This window comes from Collinsella sp. SGI.033, assembly GCF_050315135.1.
Taxonomy (GTDB): Bacteria; Actinomycetota; Coriobacteriia; order Coriobacteriales; family Coriobacteriaceae; genus Collinsella.
On the sequence record NZ_JBNPOK010000032.1, the window covers coordinates 1 to 17,243 of the forward strand.

General features: G+C 59.1%; 9 protein-coding genes. All 9 read left to right on the top strand.

Going from position 1 to position 17,243, the window contains the following annotated elements; all coding sequences use genetic code 11:
- Nucleotides 1–412 precede the first annotated feature (412 nt).
- The 9 genes from ACQRC0_RS08215 to larD all read left to right on the top strand — a co-directional run bounded on the left by ACQRC0_RS08215 (nt 413) and on the right by larD (nt 17,160).
- Nucleotides 413–3,187, top strand: a complete 2,775-nt coding sequence (locus ACQRC0_RS08215) for a YhgE/Pip family protein (RefSeq protein ID WP_427729182.1) — start codon at nt 413–415, stop codon at nt 3,185–3,187.
- Nucleotides 3,188–5,377: a YhgE/Pip family protein gene (locus ACQRC0_RS08220; protein WP_427729184.1), complete on the top strand. Its 2,190-nt coding sequence runs from the start codon at nt 3,188–3,190 to the stop codon at nt 5,375–5,377.
- A 207-nt stretch (nt 5,378–5,584) separates the two neighbouring features.
- The gene (locus tag ACQRC0_RS08225; RefSeq protein WP_427729186.1) at nt 5,585–6,568 is read left to right on the top strand and encodes a DMT family transporter; all 984 of its coding nucleotides are present in this window, start codon (nt 5,585–5,587) and stop codon (nt 6,566–6,568) included.
- Between the two features lie 116 nt (nt 6,569–6,684).
- Nucleotides 6,685–7,983 (top strand): M20 family metallopeptidase, encoded by a 1,299-nt coding sequence (locus tag ACQRC0_RS08230; protein ID WP_427729188.1) that lies wholly within the window; start codon nt 6,685–6,687, stop codon nt 7,981–7,983.
- A 3-nt stretch (nt 7,984–7,986) separates the two neighbouring features.
- Complete coding sequence (locus ACQRC0_RS08235) at nt 7,987–9,291, top strand: MFS transporter (RefSeq protein WP_427729190.1); 1,305 nt, start codon at nt 7,987–7,989, stop codon at nt 9,289–9,291.
- Between the two features lie 308 nt (nt 9,292–9,599).
- Nucleotides 9,600–10,913 (top strand): histidine--tRNA ligase, encoded by a 1,314-nt coding sequence (gene hisS, locus ACQRC0_RS08240; RefSeq protein ID WP_427729192.1) that lies wholly within the window; start codon nt 9,600–9,602, stop codon nt 10,911–10,913.
- A gap of 257 nt (nt 10,914–11,170) precedes the next feature.
- A complete protein-coding gene (locus tag ACQRC0_RS08245) occupies nt 11,171–13,984 on the top strand; it encodes a phosphoenolpyruvate carboxylase (protein ID WP_370450652.1) in 2,814 nt (937 codons plus the stop codon).
- A 1,117-nt stretch (nt 13,985–15,101) separates the two neighbouring features.
- Nucleotides 15,102–16,379 carry a nickel-dependent lactate racemase gene (gene larA / locus ACQRC0_RS08250; RefSeq protein ID WP_427729194.1) on the top strand — a complete coding sequence of 426 codons (1,278 nt, stop codon included), beginning with the start codon at nt 15,102–15,104 and terminating at the stop codon, nt 16,377–16,379.
- Between the two features lie 49 nt (nt 16,380–16,428).
- Complete coding sequence (gene larD / locus ACQRC0_RS08255; RefSeq protein WP_427719871.1) at nt 16,429–17,160, top strand: D/L-lactic acid transporter LarD; 732 nt, start codon at nt 16,429–16,431, stop codon at nt 17,158–17,160.
- Nucleotides 17,161–17,243 lie beyond the last annotated feature (83 nt).

The following is a 17,243-nucleotide window of genomic DNA, read 5'->3' on the forward strand; positions in this document are numbered from 1 at the left end:
CCAGAGCGACAACTTGTCATTCAAAGAGGACGGCATGACCAGAAGGTCTATGCCGTCCTCTTTTCATGCCAATTTGTTCGCTCTGGTGCCCGCTCGCTGGCATTGCCAAAACATCGACGTTACCGTGGTCCAAACTAGTCGCCTGCGACGTTCTTGTTTGACTGGTCGTTTAAGAGCGTCCCCAATGACTAAAGAACGTCCCCAATGACTAGTTGGGTTGCTAATTTGTGCGGGTTGTGGTTTTGTGACCTGCTGAAATTTAAGATACTGTACAACTGTACGTTAACTCATCTTCGTAGTATATTGCTACCCGCAAAACTCAATACCATTGTGCATCGAGACGTTAAAACGCCTTCGTACAATGGTTATCGATAGTACGATTCGATTCAACGACAGGATGGATGGTCCAAGCGTGAGTCTCGGCAGCAAACTATCCGATGCAAAGGTCTCCTTTGCGATATTTAAGCGTGACATCAAGCGATTGATCGTGAACCCCGTCGCTCTGGTGGTTACCCTCGGCGTGTGTGTTATTCCCTCGCTGTATGCCTGGTACAACATCGTGGCCAACTGGGATCCGTACGGAAACACCCAGGGTATCAAGATTGCCATCGCCAACAACGATCAGGGCACCCAAAACGACTTGGTGGGCGAGCTCAACGCGGGCGATAAGGTCGTCGATCAGCTCAAGGAGAACGATCGGCTGGGCTGGACCTTCGTCGATTCGGCGGCCGATGCCAAAGAGGGCGTCGAGAGCGGTGAGTACTATGCGGCCATCGTAATCCCCAAGAACTTCTCGGATAACCTGGTTTCGATGCTCGACGGCAACTACCATCAGCCCAAGCTTACGTACTACGTCAATGAGAAGAAGAGCGCTATTGCGCCGAAGGTTACCGACACCGGTGCAAGCACCATCGAGGAGCAGATCAACTCGGAATTTGTCTCCACGGCGGGCGAGACCGTTGCCGGTATTGCCAAGGATGCCGGAGTCGATTTAAAGGACAAGGCAACCCTGACCCAGGATTCGCTGGCAAGTTCGGTGTCCGAAGCATCCGATACCTTGGGCGAGGTGCGTGGTTCGATTGGCGACATGAATGCCGCCATCGATAAGACGAGTGGTTCCATTGCCTCGGCAGATGCAGCACTTGCCGGTCTACAGGGTCAGGCGCCGTCGCTGACGCAGTCGATCTCCCAGGGCAACGACCTGCTGGGCGAGGCTCGCGCCACGGCGGGTAATTCCATCACCTCGCTCTCCAAGGCGCTCTCGGAAGGCAGCCTTGCGCTCACCAAGACGTCAGCCTCCGCGAACGCTGCGATTGGCAAGCTGACGGGCACGGTCACATCTACGACCACCCGTATCGACAACTCGCTTGAGTCTCTCCAGGCGACGATCGACCACAATAAGGCCGTTATCGGGCACTTGGAAATTCTCGTTAATGACACGTCGACAGGTTCCGAGGAAATTGACGCGCGCATTGTATCGACCATCGATTTGCTCCGCGAGCAGAATGAAAAGCTTCAGAGCATCAAGGATAGTCTGTCTGCGCAGTCGAGCGCCATGGCGAATGACGCCGCGGCTGTCTCGGGTGCCAGCGACGCTATCAATAACGCAATCCAGACCGGTGCGACTAACCTTGGCCAGGCCCAGACGGACCTGGGTCAAAACGCGCTGCCGAAGGCCTCGAGCGCGCTTGATTCATTTGCCGCCGTCTCGGGTGATCTGACGGGAATCGTGTCTGGCCTCACGCCTACTATTGCAAGTGCGCGCGGTACACTTTCGCAACTCAACGCTACGCTCGGTCAGGCCAAGACCACGCTGTCTCAGACCGATGCCTCGCTTGCCAAGGTCCAGGACAAGCTCGCAACCGCCGCCAACGACATTGCGGCGCTGCAGACCTCCGAGTCCATGGGCGAGCTGGCTGATCTGATGGGTGTCGACGTCAATGACGTGGCAGACTTTATGGCATCTCCCGTAGAGCTGACTTCCAAGTCAATTTTCCCGGTCAAGAGCTTTGGCTCGGGCATCGCTCCCTTCTATACCAATCTGGCGCTTTGGGTGGGCGGCTACGTGCTTATCGCTATCTACAAGCTCGAGGTCGACCGCGAAGGCATCGGCAGCTTTACCGCGCGTCAGGGCTACTTTGGCCGCTGGCTGCTACTGGTGATCCTGGGCGCATTCCAGGCCATTATCGTTACGGTAGGCGATCTGGTGATTGGCGTGCAGTGCGTCAGCCCGCTGCTGTTCGTGCTGGGCGGCATCGCCATTTCGTTCACCTACGTCAATATCATCTATGCGCTGTCCACCACGTTTAAGCATATCGGCAAGGCGATCGGCGTCATCCTGGTCATTGTGCAGATTCCGGGCTCTTCGGGCATGTACCCCATCGAGATGATGCCCGGCTTCTTCCAGTGGCTGCATCCGCTGCTGCCCTTTACCTACGGCATCAATCTGCTGCGCGAGACGGTCGGCGGCATGTATTCGTTCAACTACCTGTTTAACCTGTGCATTCTGGGCGTGTTCTTGATCGTGGCGCTCTTTATCGGCCTACAGCTGCGTCCGCTGCTGCTCAACCTTAACCTGCTCTTTGATAAACAGCTTTCCACGACCGGTATGATGATTTGCGAGTCCAACGACCTGCCGCGCCAGCGCTACTCGCTGCGCACGGCCATGCGTGTCATGCTCGATTCTGATTCGTACCGTCGCGAACTGCTCGATCATGCGGTCGCCTTTGAACATCGCTACCCGTACTACATCAAGGGCGGTTTTGCCGCCGTGGTGGGCGTTCAGGTCCTGCTCTTTGTCCTGTCGACGGTTCTCGATATCGACAATAACGGCAAGATCATCCTGCTTGTCATTTGGATCATCTCGGTTATTGCCATCTGCGGCTGGCTTATCAATATCGAATATATCCGCGCGAGCCTCAATACCCAGTTGCGCATCTCGGCGCTTTCGGACGAGGACCTGCGCCGCGAGATGCGCGAGCACACGGCTGCCATCCCTGCTGCCCGTCGCATGTTTGGTCTCAACGCCAGCGAGCGGGGCACCAAGGACAGCGAACAGCCCACGAGCCGTCTGCCGCATATCGGTGCGCATCGTAAGGCTCAAGATGCCGACGGCGTTGACAACGTAAACGGAAACGACGGGGACACCACCCCGCTTGGCAAGCACTCTAAAGGAGGTGAGGCATAAATGAAAAACATCCTGCACCTGTTTAAGCGCGATGTCCAAAACGTGTCTCGCTCCGTGATCGGCTTGATTGTCGTGATGGGTCTCATTATCGTGCCGTGCCTGTATGCGTGGTTTAACATCGCCGGCAGCTGGGATCCGTACGGCAACACCGGCAATCTTAAGATTGCCGTGGTCAACACCGACGAGGGCTACGAGAGCGATCTGATTCCCGTCGAGGTCAACGTGGGCGAAAACGTAACCGCCACCCTGCGCGGCAACGAGAACTTCGACTGGGTTGTCCTCAACGACCGCGATAAGGCGATCGAGGGCGTTAAGTCGGGCGCGTACTACGCTGCCGTCGTTATCCCTAAAACGTTTAGCGCCGACATGATGACGCTCTTTTCGAACGACGTGAAGCATGCCGATATCGAGTTCTACGAGAACCAGAAGGCCAACGCCATTGCCCAGATTGTGACCGAGAAGGGCTCGAGCGCCGTCCAGAGCCAAGTCAATGAGACCTTTACCAAGACCATCACGACCATCGGCCTTAAGACGGTGTCCAGCCTGCTCGATTACATGAGCACCGACCAGGTGAGCAACTTTATCGCCAACCTGTCCTCGACGCTTGGCGATTCGGTCCAGGACTTGCAGGACATTCAGGCCAGCGCAACGTCGCTCGCGGGCATTTTGAGCTCCACGTCCGATTCGCTGATGTCGGCGGGCGGTATGCTCAAGCAGTCCGGATCGACCGAGGAGTCGGTGAAGCAGCTCATGCGGCATGCCGAGAGCGGTATTGCCGATTCCGAGCAAGCGCTCAAGTCCGCCAGCGATGCGATCGATGCCGCTATTGATGGGAGCGCGGGTTCGTTCGATAAGGTTTCCACCGAGCTCGCAAACGCATTCTACGCTGCAAACCAGCATGTCAATCTTACGGTGTCTCAGCTCAAAGATGGCGCTAAGTCACTCAATAAACGTGCCGACGATATCGACGCCACGGCCGACCAGCTCCGCGACTTTGCCGAGCAGGTGAGCGATGAGAATTTGAAGGACGGCCTCAAGTCCGCTGCGACGTCGCTGGGCAGAATTGCCATGGAGTACCGCAACAATGCGAAGGACCTGATGGCGACCGCAGAGTCCCTTTCGGACGGAATGACGGAGGTCAACAACTCGCGTGCCGAGGTCGACCAGGCCATCGACGATGCCAAGGCCGGCATCGCGGGCGCCAAATCCGATTACGATTCCACGTTCTCGGTTAAGGCCAAGGAGCTCAAGAAGACCGTCTCGGGCATTCTAGACTCGCTCGATGGTATCTCGGGCGATCTGGATAGCGCCGTAGACGGCCTGACCGACGCATCCGGTTCGCTGTCAAAGGGCCTCTCCAAGGCTGCAAAGCTGGTCAACAAGGCTTCCGATCAGCTGGGCGAGGCGTCGGACAAGATCGGCGCGTTTAAGGACGAGCTCGACGGTGCCCTTATGTCTGATGATCTAGCCACGATCAAGACGATGATCGGCAACGACCCCGAGGGCCTCGCCGCGTCGCTTTCCGGCCCCGTTGCGCTCGACCGCAAGCCGGTCTATCCGATCCGCAACTACGGTTCGGCCATGGCACCGTTCTACACGATTCTATCGCTGTGGGTGGGTTCGATTGTGCTGGCAGCCATGATGAAGGTCTCGGTCGACGATGAGCTTATCAACGAGCTCATCCCCGTACGCCTGCACGAGATCTATTTGGGCCGCTACTTGTTCTTTGGCGGCTTGGCCTTGCTGCAGGCGACGCTCGTGTGCGCCGGCGACATCCTGTTCTTTGGAATCCAGTGTGACAACCCGCTGCAGTTTGTGTTGGCGGGCTGGATCGCGAGTCTCGTGTTCTCCAATATCGTCTACACGCTTACGGTTTCGTTTGGCGATATCGGCAAGGCGCTCGCTGTCGTGCTGTTGGTCATGCAGGTCGGTGGCTCGGGCGGCACATTCCCCATCGAGATGACCGGCCCCGTGTTCCAGGCGATCTATCCGTTCCTGCCGTTTACCCATGGCATCAACGCCATGCATGCCGCCATGGCTGGCGCCTACCATATGGAGTACTGGGTTGAGCTGGGTATTCTGGCGAGCTATCTGATTCCGTCGCTGGCCCTGGGTGTGGTCTTCCGTCGTCCGGTCATCAAAGCCAACGACTGGATTATCGAAAAGCTGGAGAGTACAAAACTAATCTAGCGCAACAATGTGAACGCTGACATTGCCGGAGCATCGAGGCTTTTGTGTTCGATACTTTAGTGGGCTGAATTGCGTGGGCTGCTTGATTGTTGCTACAGTTGCGGGGCGTGCCGGGGGTCCGGCGCGTCCCGTTTTTATTTGACCATGAGGCGGCATGCGGTCGCGCGCGTGCGGACACCACGCCCAGACCGAGCGCGAGGATGCCCTATGGCCCATCATGCCGTTATTGAAATCGAAAATATGCCCGATAGCCCTGTAGCCCGCGAAGACCTGGGTGCCGGCGGTGCCTCTCGCGGTGCCGGTGCGCGCTCGCCGCTGTTCTGGAAGGTCTTGCTGCTTTCGATAGCGGTCATCTGGGGCTATTCCTTTACCACCATGAAGGACGCGCTCGATACCATTCCGGTGTTCGAGCTGCTCTACATTCGCTTTCTTCCGGCGTCGCTGGTCATGCTTGCCGTCTTCCACAAGCGCATTGTTGCCCATTTCAACGCTCGAAATCTGATTGTTGGACTTGGCATGGGCGTGCTCATGTGGGGTGCCTACGGTTTGCAGACGATTGGCCTGGCGCAGACCACGGCAGGCAAAAGCGCGTTTTTGACGGGCACGTACTGTATCTTGGTTCCGTTTGCGAGCTATGTCCTAAGCGGCGAAAAACTTACCCGTTACAACTTGGGCGCCGCGTTGCTGTGTCTGGCGGGCATTGGCTTGGTGGCGCTTGATAGCGTCGAGTTCAATGCCGGCGATGTTATTACGCTGGGCGGCGCGGTCTTCTTTGCTATCCAGATGGCGGTGGCCGCTAAGTACGGTCGCAAGATGGACATCAACGTCATCACGTTTTGGATGTTTGCGGGCAACGGTGTGCTGTGCCTGATCTCTTCGCTGCCGTTCGAGACCCAGGCGCCTTTATCCGTGTGGACGCCGAGCTTTATTGGCGTGATGGCATTTCTCTCGGTAGGCTGCACATGCGTGGGTTTGCTCATCCAAAACGTGGGCTTGGCGCATGTCCCGGCCTCGACGGGCTCACTACTGCTTTCGATGGAGTCGCCATCGGGCGTGCTGTTCTCGGTGCTGCTGATGGGGGAGGTGCTCACCTCGCGTTTGCTTGCCGGCTTTGCGCTCATCTTCCTGTCGATTATCTTGAGCGAGACGCACTTTGACTTTTTGCGTAAAAAGCCGCGAGCGCGTTTGTAAACAATCTGTTGCGCCGTCCTTCTGGGGCGGCGTTTTTTATGCGTCGCCTTTAAAGTTATGCCTTGCACTTTAGAGTATGAAAGTGCTTGCTGCTAAAACCTTACTGGAGGGCATCTATGGCACCAGCTCTGTCCGATTTCCAACCACAACCAGCGCTTCAGACCTCAGCGGCGGCGCAAGCCGCCATTGGCGACGGTCTGGTCAAAGAGGCTCAGGCTTTTGCCGATGAGCTTGCCGCATGGCGTCACGATCTGCATCGGATGCCCGAACTCGGTAACGATCTCCCACAGACCTCTGCGTATATCCAAGCGCGCCTGAACGAGATGGACATCCCATTTTCCACGCTCGTCGATGGTTCCTGCGTTGTGGGCCTTGTCGGTGCCGGTGCCGCCGCGGCCCAGGGCAATGGCGTCTGCACGGACGAACAGGCCGGTACGGTCGTTATGCTGCGCGGCGACATGGATGCCCTGCCCGTTGTCGAGGAATCCGGCGAGCCCTTTGCATCTACCAATGGCTGCATGCATGCTTGCGGTCACGATATGCACGCGACGGCGCTGCTTGGTGCGGCGCGCCTGCTCAAGGCTCGCGAGGCCGCGCTTGTCGACGCCAATGCCACCGTCAAGCTGTTGTTCCAGCCGGGCGAGGAGACCTTTGAGGGGGCACGTGCTGCCATCGCCGACGGCTTGCTCGAGAACCCGCGTCCTCAGGCGGCTTTTGCCATGCATGTCAACAGCCAGTCGCCGCTTGGCCTGGTGCTCTACGGCAGCCCGGCGCTTTCGGGCGTGTACGGTTTCCGCATTACGCTGCAGGGCAAGGGCGGCCACGGTTCGAGTCCCGAGATCTGCATCGACCCCATCACGGCAGGCGTGCATGTGCACCTGGCGCTCCAGGAGCTTATCGCTCGCGAGGTGCCGGCGGCCAAGGAGGTCGCACTCACCGTGGGTAAGTTTGCCGGTGGCCAAGCGGCCAATGTGATTCCCGACACCTGCGTGCTCGAGGGAACATTGCGCGGCTTTGACGTTGAGCTCATGGAGCACCTCAAGACCCGCATCGCGGAGGTCGTCAAAGGCGTTGCCACGACTTATCGTACGCCGGCGACTATCGAGACGCTCTCGGATGTTCCCCCGCTCGTGCTCGATGACGATATGACCCAGGCTTCGCTTGGCTATGTGGGTGCGACGTTGCCCAAGGCCGCCTTCCTGCCTCTGTTCCATGCCATGGCGAGCGAGGACTTTGCGCTTATCTCGAGCGAGATACCGAGCGCGTACTTTACGCTCGGTGCGGCTGTGACCGATACGGACGAGCACTTTGCCCAGCACCATCCCAAGGCACGCTTTAGCGATGCCGCGTTGCCGCTCGGCGCCGCGGCTTATGCGGCGGTCGCCCTGGGCTATATCGCCGACCACAAGGAGTAATCCATGTCCCAGCAGCATAAATTCTTCCCCGGTTGGCTCGTCGTGGCTTCCGGCTTTGTCATCATGGCCACGTGTTACACGATTTTCGTTAACTGCATGAGCCTGTTTCAGCCGCTTATCGTGAGCGACTTGGGCATTTCCCTTGCTCAGTACAACATCTCCAACGCCATCTCAACCGTGGTGAGCGTTGTCGGCTCGCTTGTCATTGGCCATGTTGCCGACAAAGTGAGCGGTCGCATCTTGGGTTCCCTTACCGTTATCGCCACCTCTGCCGTTCTTGCCGGGATGAGCTTTGTCGGTGAGTTGTGGCAGGTCTACGTGCTCTTTGCCGTCTCGGGCTGCTTTGCCGTCGCCTCGACCCGCCTGCTCATTAGCCTTGTGACCGCCAACTGGTTTACGGCCAAGCGAGGCCTTGCGATCTCCATAGCACTTTCGGGCTCGGGCTTTGGAGGCGCTATTCTGTCTCCCACCGTGAGCTCGCTTATCGTGAGCGTTGGCTGGCGTTCCGCCTTCCTGGTGCTCGCGGCGATCTGCATGGTGGCGGCGCTGCCCATCACGGCCTATTCCTTCCGCACCAAGCCTTCTGAGATAGGCCTTAAGCCGCTCGGCGAGAACCCGGGCGATCCGTCCGTCTCGACAGCTGGCGACAAGGACGAGCACACGGCTCCCGAGGTTAACGTCGGTTGGTCGCGCATCAAGAAGAGCCCGGCGTTTTGGCTGCTTGTCGTCGCCTTTCTCTTTATGGGCCTCGTTAACGGTGCCATCTTGCCCAACCAGGTCACCAACATGACGAGCGTTACCGTCAACGGCGCCAAGATCGTCACGGGCGGTCACGACCCCGTGTGGGCGGGCACTGTGCTTTCGGCCTATATGGTCACCGTCGTTATCGCCAAGATTTCGCTCGGCGTCATTTACGATCGCTTTGGCCTACGTTTTGGCAACGTGTTGGGATCCGTTGCGTGCATTATCGCCTGCGTCGCCCTGTGCTTCCCCGCAACCGATCTTGGTCCCATCGTGGCTGCCGTGAGCTTTGGTGTCGGAACGTGCATGGGCACCATCACGCCCACTATCGCCGCGTCCAAGCAGTTTGGCATGGCCGATCTGGGCAAGGTCACGGGCACCATTACCTCGCTCGAGATGGTCGGCGGCACCGTGGGTGCCATTGTCTCGGGCGTGCTGTTCGATGCCACGGGCTCCTTTGCGAGCACCTGGATCGTGTGCCTGGTGTGTTCTGTGGTCATGCTCGTATTCCTGCTGGCATCCGAGCCCATCGCCGCTAAGCTGCGTGCGAGCGTGGCGGGGGAGTAGACGTCCGTCGCTCTTTTCTGTTCGCCCCGTGTTCTGTCCGTGGCCGCCTTGGAAGCCGAATGGATGCTCGTACCATCATTCGGTTTCCAAGGCGGCCACGGGCATACAAAATGATCCGTTTTCCTCTGTCCCCAACAGATTGTGTGATTCGAAGGGGGGCGGAGGAAAGCGGATCGGCTGCAGCGGCGGCACGTCTGGCTGAACGAGCCCCCATACCCTCGTTCGGTCAGACGCGTCGCCGCGTTTTGTTTTTGTGCCGTATAATGACCACTACCTATGACGCGATACTAAAAGAAAGGTGTTTGCCCATGCAGGCACAGAAGGCGGAGGGAACCCGCGACCTTATCGGCGCCGAGATGCGCGCCTGGCAAAAGATGCAGCGGATCGCTGCCGGCGTGTTCGAGCCGTTTGGCTTTAAGCCCATCGAGACGCCCGCGATCGAGCAGGTGGACGTGTTTGTCCACGGCATCGGCCAGTCGACCGATGTCGTGCGCAAGGAGATGTTCCGCGTGTTTAGCGGCGCCAACCTGGAGCGTGTCTTTACCGAGGGCACCGATGCCAAGCTCAAGCCCAAACAGCGCTTGGCGCTTCGTCCCGAGGGCACTGCCGGCGTGGTGCGCGCCGTCGTGGAGAACAACCTGGTGCCCCAGGGCTCCACGCCGTTTAAGGCCTACTATGCCGAGGCCATGTTCCGCGGCGAGCGCCCCCAGAAGGGCCGCCTGCGTCAGTTCCACCAGGTGGGCATCGAGTGGCTCGGTGCTCCCGATCCGGCTGCGGACGCCGAGTGCATCATTATGCTCATGGAGTTCTACAAGCGTCTGGGCTTCGATCTTTCCAAGCTCCGTCTGCTCATTAACTCGATGGGTGATGCCCAGTGCCGTCCGGCCTATCGCGAACAGGTCAAGCAGTTCATTCTCGATCACGCCGACGAGATGTGCGATGAGTGCCGCGAGCGCGCCGAGCTCAACCCGCTGCGCGCCTTCGACTGCAAGAACGACCATTGCCGCGAGATCATGGCCGAGGCCCCGCTGATGGGTGACAACCTGTGCGACGAGTGCCGCGAGCACTACGAGCAGGTCAAGCGCTATCTGGATGCCGCCGGCATCGAGTATGTCGAGGACCCCACCCTGGTGCGCGGCCTGGACTACTACACCCGTACCGTCTTTGAGGTCGAGGCCCCCGGCGCCGGCGTCGGCTCCATCGGTGGCGGCGGCCGCTACGACGGCCTGGTCGAGCTCGAGGGCGGCAAGCCCACGGCCGGTGTCGGCTTCGCCGTCGGTTTTGAGCGCGCCCTGCTGGCCCTGCAGGCCTTTGGCAGCGACCTGGGTGCCGATGAGGCTCCGTGTGTCTACGTTGCCAACGCCGGCAAGGAACTGCGTCAGAACGTTTTTGCCATTACGCAGAAGCTTCGCGCCGCAGGCATCGTGACCGAGGCAGACTATCAGGGTCGTTCGCTCAAGGCTCAGTTTAAGCAGGCCGACAAGGTGGGCGCCAAGCTCATTTTGGTCTTGGGCGGCGACGAGCTTGCAGCCGGCAAGGTCAAGGTGCGCGACATGCAGAGCCATGACGAGGTACTGGTCGATCTGGCCAACGTTGTCGAGGCGGTTCGCGAGCGCCTGTAGGGCATCATTTTGAGCTGCGGGTCCGCTAACGCGTCCCGCTCGCGGCGAACGATTGTTACGGGGGTGTTTCGCTTTTATGCGGAATGTCCCCGTTTGCATATGCCGCCCACCGAGAAATACGACCATTTGGGGTAAAAAGCCTTGCAATGCAGAAAATACTTTTGTGTGGTAAAGCGCAATCAGTGTCGAAAGTGTTTCTCAAGTGCCTATAATGAATACCGCATGTTACGTGCATAGAAGGAGGAATGGGAGGAAACGTGGCTGAGAACCTAAGCAACCAGTCTGTACCCGAAGCCGCGGCGCGCGTCGCTGCCGTGGTCAACCGCCTCGTTAACCGAATCGGCTCGAATGCCGAGTCCAGGGAGCGTCTCGCCGAGATTGAGATTCCCGAGGAGCTGCGCGACAACCTTGCGCTGTTCCTGCGCCTGGAGCGCCGTGTGCTTAGCGAGTATGATCCCGAGATCGCGGACCTGTTCGACAAGATTCTGTCGGCCGAGATCGTGGCCAATGCCGGCAACCCCGGTAGCCGTGCCGCCGACGAGGCCGTCGACGAGCAGGGCGTGCCCACCGCCGACGAGCCCACTGCTGTGGCGTTTCGCGAGGTCGTCGATTTGATCGACAGCCTACCGCTCGATAAGCAGCAGGTTATCGTCCGCGCCTTTACGAGCTTCTTCCATCTGGCAAACCTGTCGGAGGAGAACTACCGTGTGAAGCAGCTGCGCGAGCGTGAGGCCGGCGCATCGACCGATACCGAGGTCGATCCTGCCAACGAACTCACCGTCGCCTATCACCAGCTGGTGGATGAGATGGGTGTCGAGGGCGCCAACGAGCTGCTCGGCAAGCTTGAGTTCCATCCCGTCTTTACCGCGCATCCCACCGAGGCCCGTCGCAAGGCCGTCGAGGGCAAGATTCGCCGTATCTCTAACCTGCTGGAGGAGCGTCCGCGTCTGGGCGGCTCCGACCTGGTGGAGAACGAGCGCCATATGCTGCAGGAGATCGACGCCCTGGTGCGTACGAGCCCCATCGCGCTCAAGAAGCCCACGCCGGTCGAGGAAGCCGATACCATCATCGACATCTTCGATAACACGCTGTTCGACGTCATCCCCGTCATCTATCGTCGCTTTGACGACTGGGTGCTGGGTGACAAGGCCGGTACCGTGCCGCCGCTGTGCCCGGCGTTCTTCCATCCCGGCAGCTGGATCGGTTCCGACCGCGACGGTAACCCCAACGTCACCGCCAAGGTGAGCCGTGAGGTCGCCGCCAAGTACTTCACCCACATGGTGCTCAAGCTCGAGGACAAGTGCCGCCGCATCGGCCGCAACCTCACGCTCGAGGCCACCTACAGCAAGCCGTCTGCCGAGCTCATCAACCTGTGGAACCATCAGGTCGAGATGAGTGCGCATTACACGGCCCGCGCCGAGCTTATCTCCGAGCACGAGCCGCATCGCGCCGTCATGCTCGTCATGGCCGACCGTCTGAACGCCACCGTACGCCGTATCACCGACACCATGTATCACAGCGCCGACGAGTTCCTGGATGACCTGCGCGTCGTCCAGCGTTCGCTGGCTGCCTGCGGTGCCGTCCGTGCCGCCTACGGCCCGGTGCAGACCATCATCTGGCAGGTCGAGTCCTTCGGCTTCCATATGGTCGAGATGGAGTTCCGTCAGCACTCCGTGGTGCATGCCCGCGCCCTTAAGGATATCCACGAAAACGGTATCCATGGCGACCTGCAGCCCATGACGCGCGAGGTCATCGACACCTTCCGCGCTATCGGCTCCATCCAAAAGCGCTACGGTAAGAAGATGGCACACCGCTACATCATCTCGTTTACCAAGAGTGCCCAGCATGTGGCCGACGTCTTTGAGCTGGCCCACCTGTCCTTCGCACACGAGGAGGACGTTCCCGAGCTCGACGTGATCCCGCTGTTCGAGCAGCTCGAGGACCTCGAGGGCTGTGTTGACGTGCTCGACCAGATGCTTACGCTGCCCGTGGTGCAGAAGCGTCTTGCCCAGACCAACCGCCGCATGGAGGTTATGCTGGGCTACTCCGACTCCTCCAAGGATGCCGGTCCTACCACGGCCATGCTTGCGCTGCACTCCGCGCAGGAGCGCATCGCCAAGTGGGCCGAGAAGAACGATATCGACCTGGTGCTCATGCACGGTCGCGGCGGCGCCGTGGGCCGTGGTGGCGGCCCGGCCAACAAGGCCGTACTGGCGCAGCCCAAGGGTTCGGTCAACTGCTTCTTTAAGCTCACCGAGCAGGGCGAGGTCATCTTTGCCCGTTACGGCAACCGCACGCTGGCTCAGCGCCATGTTGAGTCCGTTGCCGCCGCAACGCTTTTGCAGTCGGCCCCGAGCGTCGAGAAGACCAACACCGAGACCACGCAGAAGTTCTGGGATATGGCCGAGAAACTCAACGCCGCAAGCCACGAGCGCTATCTGGACCTGCTGAACACCGAGGACTTTGCACCGTGGTTCTCGACTGTGACGCCGCTGACCGAGGTCGGTCTGCTGCCGATTGGCTCGCGTCCCGCCAAGCGCGGCTTGGGTGCCAAGTCGCTCGACGACCTGCGTACCATTCCGTGGATTTTCAGCTGGAGCCAGGCACGCATTAACCTGGCCGCTTGGTACGGCCTGGGCACCGCCTGCGAGCAGCTGGGCGATCTTGACCAGCTCAAGGCTGCCTACCAGGAGTGGCCGTTCTTCCGCACCTTTATCGATAACATCGAGATGTCGATTGCTAAGACCGATCAGCGCATTGCCAAGATGTATCTGCATCTGGGTGACCGCGATGATCTGTCCAAGAAGGTCTTTACCGAGATGCAACTCACCCGCAAGTGGGTCCTTGCCATCGTTGGTGACGAGTGGCCGCTGCAGCGTCGTCGCGTGCTCGGCTGTGCCGTTCGCGTGCGTAACCCCTACGTCGACGCCCTGTCCATCGCCCAGGTCCGCGCCCTTCGCGAGGTGCGTATGAACCAGGACGAGATGGCCGAGGAGAAGAAGGCCGAGTACATGAGCCTGATTCTTTCGACTGTGACCGGCGTCTCGGCAGGTCTGCAGAACACGGGGTAATCGATAGCCCTGTGGCTCTCACCGGGGCCCGACGGGTTTCCCTCTGAATGCGTCCTCGCACTTGAAGCCCCCTTATCCTGCTCCTTCGGAGCTGCGGATAAGGGGGCTTCGTGCTGCGGAATGCATTCAGAGGGAAACCCGTCGGGCCCCTTCGTCCTCGGTCTTCTGGAATTAAAGCTGAGGGGAAGAATGGCGCGCTTCGCGCATGGCGTGGAGTGCGGCGAGGGCTTCTTGCGTCCTGCGGAGTGTGCCTAAAAGTAAACTGATGGCGGGCCCTGCGATGTCCGGTCTTCGGCGGATTACTGCTGGGGGAATAATGGCGCGCTTCGCGCGTTTGGAAAGGGCTTCGTGCTGCGGAATGCATTCAGAGGGAAACCCGTCGGGCCCCTTCGTCCTCGGTCTTCTGGAATTAAAGCCGAGGAGAAGAATGGTGCGCTTCGCGCATAGCGTGGAGTGCGGCGAGGGCTTCTTGCGTCCTGCGGAGTGTGCCTAAAAGTAAACTGATGGCGGGCCCTGCGATGTTCAGCTTCGGCGGAAGGCCGCTGGGTGAGGGTGGTGCCTGGGGCGACGTGCAAAAAACGGAGTTTTCAGCAGCCAAAGATCGATGCATAAGGCCATAGCCGGCCCTCGCTGCCTTTGTTGATGATTTTGCAAGACAATTGGGCCTTGGCGATGCTCATATATGGCTGGTTTCTCGCCGCATGTTATCCAGATGGGACGAGTCATGAGGACGATCTACCTTTTGAAAGACTTTTGACACGAAAATCTTATCTTGCGATGCTGAATACTCGCAAAAATGCACGCTCCGGAGGGGGCTACCATGTTGCGGTTCGAAACCCAATGCGTCATTCTATGCAGTATATTGACCTATTTATGCAAGATAGCTTACACGCGCATGCCACAGGATTGATGTTTGCCTCGGCGCTGCGTAATCCACCCTGCCCATAGCTTCTTTGACAGGAGGCCGCGGTCCCTCTTGGGATCGCGGCCGTTTTGTTGTGGGTCAAATATGAACGTTGTGTTAACGACTCGGTGGACGGTGGCGTTTTTCGGTGAGCGGCGTATCCTTCCAACGGTTTATCTAGTGTGTCAGTTGAAAGGAAGAGGGCGCTCGTCATTGTTTGAATGTGAACTGCCGTTTGACCACAAGACATTGCATCTGGAGCTCGAGGATAAGAACTTCGCGGGTGTGATGGAAGGTCACCAAAACGAGTTTAAGACTGCAAAATCGCAGGAAAAGCTGGTAGAGGAGTCGCTTGCCAACCCTTATGGATCGCCTTCGCTCGAGGAGCTTTGCGCTGGCAAGAAGGATATTGTCATCATTAGCTCCGACCATACGCGCCCCGTTCCCTCGCGTGTGACGATGCCTATTCTGCTGCATCACATCCACTCCGCTGTGCCTGAGGCGCGCGTTCGCATTCTGGTTGCTACGGGTATGCATCGTCCATCGACGCACGAGGAACTCGTCAACAAGTATGGCGAGGAGATCGTTGCCAACGAGGAAATTGTCATGCACGTCGCGACCGACGACAGCATGATGGAAAAGATTGGCACCCTGCCTTCTGGTGGCGAGTGCATCATCAACAAGATTGCCGCCGATTGCGATCTACTGCTTGCCGAGGGCTTTATTGAGCCGCACTTCTTTGCCGGTTTTTCTGGCAGCCGCAAGTCCGTGCTGCCCGGCATCGCCAGCTACAAGACCATCATGTACAACCACAACGGCCAGTTTGTGAACGATTCCCATTCGCGCGCCGGCAACCTGTGCCACAACCACGTGAGCGAGGACATGTTTGCCGCTGCCGAGATGGCTCACCTTGCCTTTGTGCTCAACGTGGTGCTCAACGGCAAGCACGAGGTCATCGGCTCCTTTGCCGGCGACATTCACAAGGCGCACGAGGCCGGCTGCGAGTTCGTGAAGAGTCTTGCCGGCGTTGAGCCCGTCGAGTGCGAGATTGCCATCACCACCAACGGTGGCTATCCGCTCGATCAGAACGTCTATCAGGCCGTGAAGGGCATGTGCGCTGCCGAGGCCACACTTCCCGAGGGCGGCGTGATCATCGATGTCGCCGGTTGCGCCGATGGTCACGGTGGCGAGGGCTTCTATCACAACATCGCCGACAACGATCCGGCAGAGTTTGAGCGCGCCTGCATCGACCGTCCTAAGGACGAGACCCTGCCCGACCAGTGGACGAGCCAGATCTTTGCCCGCATCCTGGCGCATCACCCTGTGATCATGGTCACCGACCTGTGCGATCACCAGATGCTCAAGGATGTGCATATGACGCCGGTCAACACCCTCGAGGAGGCGCTCAAGCTCGCCTTTGAAATGAAGGGTGCCGATGCCAAGGTAGCCGTCATTCCCGATGGCCTGGGCGTTGTCGTCGCTCAGCACTAGCGCGCGGCCTAAACGAATCGTTTGTAACCGACAAGAAAGATAATGTTTTATGCTTACCAAACTCCTCTGCGAATTCGGTGCAACGGCCCTCATGATCATCTTTGGCGTGGGCGTACACTGCGATACCGTGCTTAAGGGCACCAAGTATCAGGGCTCCGGCCACATGTTTGCCATCACCACCTGGTCTTTTGGCATCTCGGTCTGCCTGTTTGTCTTTGGCGGCGCCGTGTGCATGAACCCGGCTATGGTGCTTGCCCAGTGCATCGTCGGTCTGGTGCCGTGGAGCAGCTGCATCCCCTTCATGATTGCCGATATGCTCGGCGGCTTTGTGGGCGCCGTAATCGCTTGGTTTATGTATGCCGATGAGTTCAAGGCTTCCGAGGGCGTCGTCGACCCCATCGCCCAGCGCAACATCTTCTCGACCAACCCCACCACCGAGGGCACGAACTATGCCCGCAACTTCTTCTGTGAGGCTATCTGCACCTTTGTGTTCATCAGCGCCATCCTTGCTGCCGCTAGCCGCGCCGGCGAGAACGTTCTGATGCTCGCTATCTGCGTCGGCCTGATCGTTTGGGCCGTTGGCATGGGCATGGGTGGCATCACCGGCTTCGCCATGAACCAGGCACGCGACCTTGGTCCTCGCATGGCCTATCAGGTGCTGCCGATCAAGAACAAGGCTGACAACAACTGGAAGTACGGTCTGCTCGTTCCTGGCATCGCGCCGTTTATCGGTGCCGCTCTGGCCGCGCTGTTTGTGCACGGTTTCTTGGGCATGTTCTAGTCCAAGGCCGCATAGTAGTCCGCTGGCCGCATGGGGTGACTTCCCAGCGCGTCCTCGGACATGAAAGAACCCCCGCTGCGCAC